This window comes from Bradyrhizobium sp. (genome assembly GCF_049586575.1).
Taxonomy (GTDB): Bacteria; Pseudomonadota; Alphaproteobacteria; order Rhizobiales; family Xanthobacteraceae; genus Bradyrhizobium.
The window spans coordinates 1-5339 of the sequence record NZ_JBAVCF010000522.1; the positions used below are offsets into that span (position 1 = coordinate 1).

A 5339-nucleotide genomic window follows, 5' to 3' on the forward strand; every position below is an offset into this window, starting at 1 on the left:
CGAGGTGCTGCAGCGGCGCTTCAAGCGGCTGTTGGCCGCGCCCTCCGAAGCCGAGGCCGGTAGCCTGCGCGGCGACGATGAGGCGGTTCCGCAATGGCCCGATCTCGTCATCATCGATGGCGGCCGCGGCCAGCTCAACGCCGCGAAAGAGATATTCGAGACGCTCGGGCTGACGCAGGTCTCGCTGCTTGCGGTCGCCAAGGGGCCGGACCGCGACGCCGGACGCGAAACCCTGTTCATGCCGGGGCGGGAGGCGGTCAAGCTCGAACCGCGGGACCCGGTGCTTTATTTCATCCAGCGGCTGCGCGACGAGGCGCACCGTTTCGTGATCGGGTCGCACCGCAAGCTGCGCAAGAAGGATATCCGCGAAGCCGGATTGCAGGAAATTCCCGGCATCGGCCCCTCTCGCAAACGGGCGCTGCTGCACCACTTTGGAACCCTGAAGGAGATCGAACGGGCTTCGATCGCCGATCTCGGTAAGGTCCCGGGCGTCAGCGCCGAGAGCGCGCGCAAGATTTTCGAGTTTTTCCACACCCAACCAGGGTAGTGGAGCGGATTTGACATTCGCAGCCTCGCAGCCGCGAATACTCAATGCGAATGTCGAACCCAATCCTCCACTACAAGCGTATATTTGCCGGTAGTCCTTTGATTCTAACATTTGCAAAAGTGCCTGCCTCATCGGGACGCAAATGTTAGAATCGGACCACTGGGGATCTCACCAAAAGGTCATATGTGTCCCCCGGTTGACCTTAAAGCTTCGGCGGTATTGGTAGGAGGCATGAACATCGCAACGACGAGGGGATGGGCGAAAAGCTCGCTCTCCGTGCCCAATATTCTGACCTGTGCCCGGATTGCCGCCATCCCGGTGGTGGTCGGCTGCATCTATGCGCAGGCGATCCTGGACGGGCCGTTGTGGCTGCGATGGGTCGCGCTGGCCGTGTTCATCGCCGCGGGCGTCACGGATTTCCTCGATGGCTACTATGCCCGGATCTGGGACCAGCAATCGGCCTTGGGCCGGATGCTGGATCCGATCGCCGACAAGCTTCTGGTCGCCTCCTGCCTGTTGATGCTGGCCGCCGATGGAATCATCCACGGCTGGACGCTGTGGGCGGCGATCGTAATCCTGTGCCGCGAAATCCTGGTATCGGGCTTGCGCGAATATCTGGCCGGCCTGCGCGTCAGCGTCCCCGTCACCAAGCTCGCCAAATGGAAGACGACCGCACAACTCGTCGCGATCGGGTTTTTGCTCGCCGGCGAGGCGGGCGACCAGGTCCTTCCCTTCACCACCCAGATCGGGCTGCTGCTTCTTTGGGTTTCCGCGATCGTGACCATCTACACCGGCTGGGATTATTTCCGGGCCGGCATCCACCATCTCATCGGCGAGGATGAGGGATGAAACTCAAATATTTCGCCTGGGTGCGCGAGCGGGTCGGCAAGTCGGAAGAGACGATCGAGCCGCCGCCGGGCGTCAAGACCGTCGATGAACTGATCGCCTGGCTTGCCGCGCGTGGCGAGACCTACGCCCATGCCTTCGAGACGCCGCGTGTAATCCGCGCTGCGATCGACCATGCTCATGTCAAACAGGACGCGGCGATTGCCGGCGCCCGCGAAATCGCGTTCTTCCCGCCGATGACCGGCGGCTAATTCAGGGCATGAGCGATGCCGTCATGAACGCCAACGTGACCGTCCACATCCAGGAATCCGATTTCGATATCGCGCGCGAAATGGCGGCGCTGACGACAGGCCGCGTGGACGTCGGCGCGGTGGTTTCCTTCACCGGAATCTGCCGGGGCCGCGAAGACGGCGCGGCTATCGCCGCGTTGACGCTCGAGCATTATCCCGGCATGGCGGAAGCTGAGATTGCGCGCCACGCCGATACCGCGATGTCGCGCTGGCCGCTGAGTGGAATAAGGGTCGTTCACCGCGTCGGCCGCATCGCACCGGGCGAAAATATCGTACTGGTATTGACGGCATCGCAACATCGGCAGGCCGCGTTCGAGGCCGCCGAATTCATGATGGACTACCTGAAGGCCAATGCGCCGTTCTGGAAACGGGTCGAAGGCGCCGATGGTGCGAACTGGATCGAGGCGCGCGATCACGACGATGCGGCAGCGGCGCGCTGGACCAAATCCTGATGGCCAAACGCGCCAAAGCTGTTGCCAAGCGCTCCCGCGCCGCATCCAAACTTCCCACGGTTTCGCCCGGCGAGCTGGTGACGCTGCTCGACTTCGTCCGCTATGCGACAAGCCGCTTCAATGAGGCGAAACTGACGTTCGCCCACGGCACCACCGATCCGGTGGCGGAAGCGGCATTTCTGGTGTGCGAAACGCTGCATCTGCATCCCGATCAGTTCGAGAATTTCGCAACCGCGCGCGTGGCATTGCATGAAGCCCGATCGATCCTTGATGTGATTGGCCGCCGCGTCAGCTCCGGAAAGCCGGCCGCCTATCTCGTCAACAAGATCTATATGCGCGGCCTTCCCTTCTACGTCGACGAGCGCGTGATCGTGCCGCGCTCATTCATCGGCGAGCTGCTGGACTCGCATTTCGGAGGGCACGATGGCGAAGGACCGTCGCTGATCGCAAACACGAGCGCGGTGGAAAATGTGCTCGAACTCTGCACCGGTTCCGGCTGCCTCGCCATTCTGGCCAGCCGCGCATTTCCGAATGCGCAGATCGATGCGGTGGATATTTCGAAGGACGCGCTCGATGTCGCGGCACGCAATGTCGCAGAACATGGTCTTCAAGACCGAGTGACGTTGCATCGCGGCGACTTGTACGCGCCGGTTGCGGACAAGCGTTATGATCTGATCATCGCCAACCCGCCCTACGTCGATGCGGCAGGCATGGCCGGTCTGCCGCGCGAATGCCGCGCCGAGCCGAAACTCGCTTTCGACGGCGGAGCTGACGGCCTTGATGTCGTCAGGCGCATTCTGGACAAAGCGAGGCGCCATCTGACCGCGGAAGGCGGGCTGTTATGCGAGATTGGCCGCTGCCGCGACGCGCTGGAGACGGCCTATCCGCGAGCGGAGTTTCTCTGGCTCGACACCGAAGATTCCGAGGGCGAGGTGTTCTGGGCCACCGCGTCTGATCTTGCGCATCTCTGACGCGAACCGCGCTTCACCCTTAAACGCTGTCCGGCCATACGGAAAAAGTCAGGCGCTGGCATTCCAGTGCCCCGTGGAAAATGCTAATCTATTAGGCAACCTTCCACTCAAAACTCGAAGAGGCCCGCCATGCTGGACAAGAGCCCGCGATCCGCCGCCGTCAATGTTCCCAATGACCTTGCCGCGCACTGGATGCCGTTTACCGCCAACCGCGCCTTCAAGAAGGCGCCGCGGCTGCTCGCCGGCGCCAAGGACATGCACTACTTCACCGTTGACGGCCGTAAAATCCTCGATGGCGCCGCCGGCATGTGGTGCAGCAATGCCGGCCATGGCCGTACCCAGATTGCTGAAGCCATCGGCAAGCAGGCGGTGACGCTCGACTACGCGCCACCGTTCCAGTTCGGCATTCCGCAAGCTTTTGAACTCGCCAGCCGCGTTGCCGACCTCGCGCCGAAGGGCCTCGATCACGTATTCTTCTGCAATTCCGGATCGGAAGCGGCCGATACCGCGCTCAAGATCGCGCTCGCCTATCACCAGATCGCCGGTCAGGGCGGCCGCAGCCGCCTGATCGGGCGCGAACGCGGCTACCACGGCGTCGGCTTCGGCGGCACCTCGGTCGGCGGCATGGGCAACAACCGCAAGATGTTCGGAATGCTGCTCAACGGCGTCGATCACCTGCCGACGACCTATGACCGCGAAAAGCAGGCTTTCTCAAAGGGAGAGCCGGAATACGGCGCGCATTTTGCCGACGCGCTGGAAAACCTGGTCAACCTGCACGGCGCCAATACCATTGCTGCCGTCATCGTCGAGCCGATGGCGGGATCGACCGGCGTGCTGCCGTCGCCGAAGGGCTATCTCAAGCGGCTGCGCGAGATCACCCAGAAGCACGGCATCCTGCTGATCTTCGACGAGGTCATCACCGGCTTCGGCCGGCTGGGCTACGCCTTTGCGGCGGAACGTTACGGCGTGCTGCCCGACATGATCACCTTCGCCAAGGGCGTCACCAACGGCGCTGCTCCAATGGGCGGCGTCATCGTGCGCGACACTATCCACGACGCCTTCATGATCGGCCCCGAACACGCCATCGAGCTCGCCCATGGCTATACCTATTCGGCCCATCCCCTGGCGTGCGCGGCGGGCCTCGCCACGCTCGACATCTACCGCGACGAAAAGCTGTTCGAGCACGCCCGCGCGCTTGAGCCCAAATGGGCCGATGCGATCCTGTCGCTAAGGAACGAGCCGAACGTCGTGGATATCCGCACCGTCGGCCTGACCGCGGGCATCGACCTGACCTCGCGGCCGGACCAGCCGGGCAAACGGGGTTTCGACGCGCTCAACAGCGCCTTCTTCGACAACGACCTGATGCTTCGCATCGCCGGCGATACCCTGGCGCTGACCCCGCCCTTGATCGTCAGCGAAGAGCAGGTCGGCGAGATCGTCGAGAAGGTCGCCAAGGTCATTCGCGCGGTGGCCTGACGGCTCACCGCCCCTCCCCGTAAGACCACGGTCTGCGGCTGCCGTTCAGGAAGCCGCAGTTCCTTCGCTGCCCAAAGAACACTAGCCTGCCGAATCAACATTAGTGCTAGTGTTGCGAGGCTTGGGGGAGCGAAGCCGCGCGACGAGTTCCCTTCAGGCTAAAGGCACCCACGGGACTCAAGGGGCTTTACGCATCACATGATCCGCATTTCCACGATCTTCATCGCCATTTGCATGGTGCTGGTCGCCGCTTCGCTCGGCCTCATTCTGTATTCGGTTGCAGGAATCAACGCCATGGAATCGGCGATCGTCGCCTTGACCGCGCTGACCTTCCTGATCCTGTACAACGCCGTATCGATGCGGCTGCGCGACCGTACCGATGTCGGCGGCCAGATCGCCGACCTGTCGCGTGGAACCGCTGATCTCGCCCGCCAGGTCGCCGAATTCGGCCGAAGACTGTCCGTGGTTGAAGGGAAACTGTCCTCGATCAACCATGCCGGCGCCGACCGCATTCAGGCGGTGGTCGGCGAAATCAACGAACTTGGCGGGCTGGTGAAACAACTCGCGGTGTCGGTTGCGGGCCATGAAGACATTCTGTCTGCCAACGCGGCCGCCGCTGCGCCCGTGGCGAGGCCCGAGAGCCCACCGGCCGACGAATCGTCGTTCCTAACCGAACTTCCGAAACTGGCCGTGGCGCCACCCCCGATTGCTGTTGCCACGCCTCAGCCCGCTGCCCCCGTGCGTAACGAGGTGCAGA

6 protein-coding genes and 1 pseudogene are annotated in these 5339 nt (G+C 63.0%); all 7 read left to right on the forward strand.

From position 1 onward, the window contains the following. The coding region (locus WB528_RS19600; RefSeq protein ID WP_423890052.1) for a helix-hairpin-helix domain-containing protein at positions 1–547 on the forward strand (547 nt) is incomplete at its 5' end. Positions 548–778: 231 nt separating this feature from the next. After that, entirely contained in the window at positions 779–1396 is a 618-nt protein-coding gene (gene pgsA / locus WB528_RS19605; protein ID WP_423890053.1) for a CDP-diacylglycerol--glycerol-3-phosphate 3-phosphatidyltransferase, read from the forward strand. Next, positions 1393–1644 (forward strand): molybdopterin converting factor subunit 1, encoded by a 252-nt coding sequence (moaD, locus tag WB528_RS19610; protein WP_423890054.1) that lies wholly within the window; start codon positions 1393–1395, stop codon positions 1642–1644. Before pgsA ends, moaD begins: the two co-directional genes overlap by 4 nt. A gap of 23 nt (positions 1645–1667) precedes the next feature. Next, on the forward strand, positions 1668–2135 hold the full coding sequence (locus WB528_RS19615) for a molybdenum cofactor biosynthesis protein MoaE (protein WP_423890059.1): 468 nt from the start codon (positions 1668–1670) through the stop codon (positions 2133–2135). Then, positions 2135–3106, forward strand: coding sequence for a 50S ribosomal protein L3 N(5)-glutamine methyltransferase (prmB, locus tag WB528_RS19620; RefSeq protein ID WP_423890056.1), 972 nt, complete (start codon positions 2135–2137; stop codon positions 3104–3106). The genes WB528_RS19615 and prmB overlap by 1 nt, the downstream gene beginning before the upstream one ends. A gap of 129 nt (positions 3107–3235) precedes the next feature. Then, on the forward strand, positions 3236–4582 hold the full coding sequence (locus tag WB528_RS19625; RefSeq protein ID WP_423890058.1) for an aspartate aminotransferase family protein: 1347 nt from the start codon (positions 3236–3238) through the stop codon (positions 4580–4582). 198 nt (positions 4583–4780) lie between these two features. Beyond that, a pseudogene (locus WB528_RS19630) lies at positions 4781–5339 on the forward strand (EAL domain-containing protein); the annotation flags it as partial.

Excerpts from the sequence above, each read along its gene's own strand:
- WB528_RS19625 (WP_423890058.1), top strand. The coding sequence starts at position 3,236 with ATGCTGGACAAGAGCCCGCGATCCGCCGCCGTCAATGTTCCCAATGAC.
- prmB (WP_423890056.1), top strand. The coding sequence starts at position 2,135 with ATGGCCAAACGCGCCAAAGCTGTTGCCAAGCGCTCCCGCGCCGCATCC.
- moaD (WP_423890054.1), top strand. The coding sequence starts at position 1,393 with ATGAAACTCAAATATTTCGCCTGGGTGCGCGAGCGGGTCGGCAAGTCG.
- WB528_RS19615 (WP_423890059.1), top strand. The coding sequence starts at position 1,668 with ATGAACGCCAACGTGACCGTCCACATCCAGGAATCCGATTTCGATATC.
- pgsA (WP_423890053.1), top strand. The coding sequence starts at position 779 with ATGAACATCGCAACGACGAGGGGATGGGCGAAAAGCTCGCTCTCCGTG.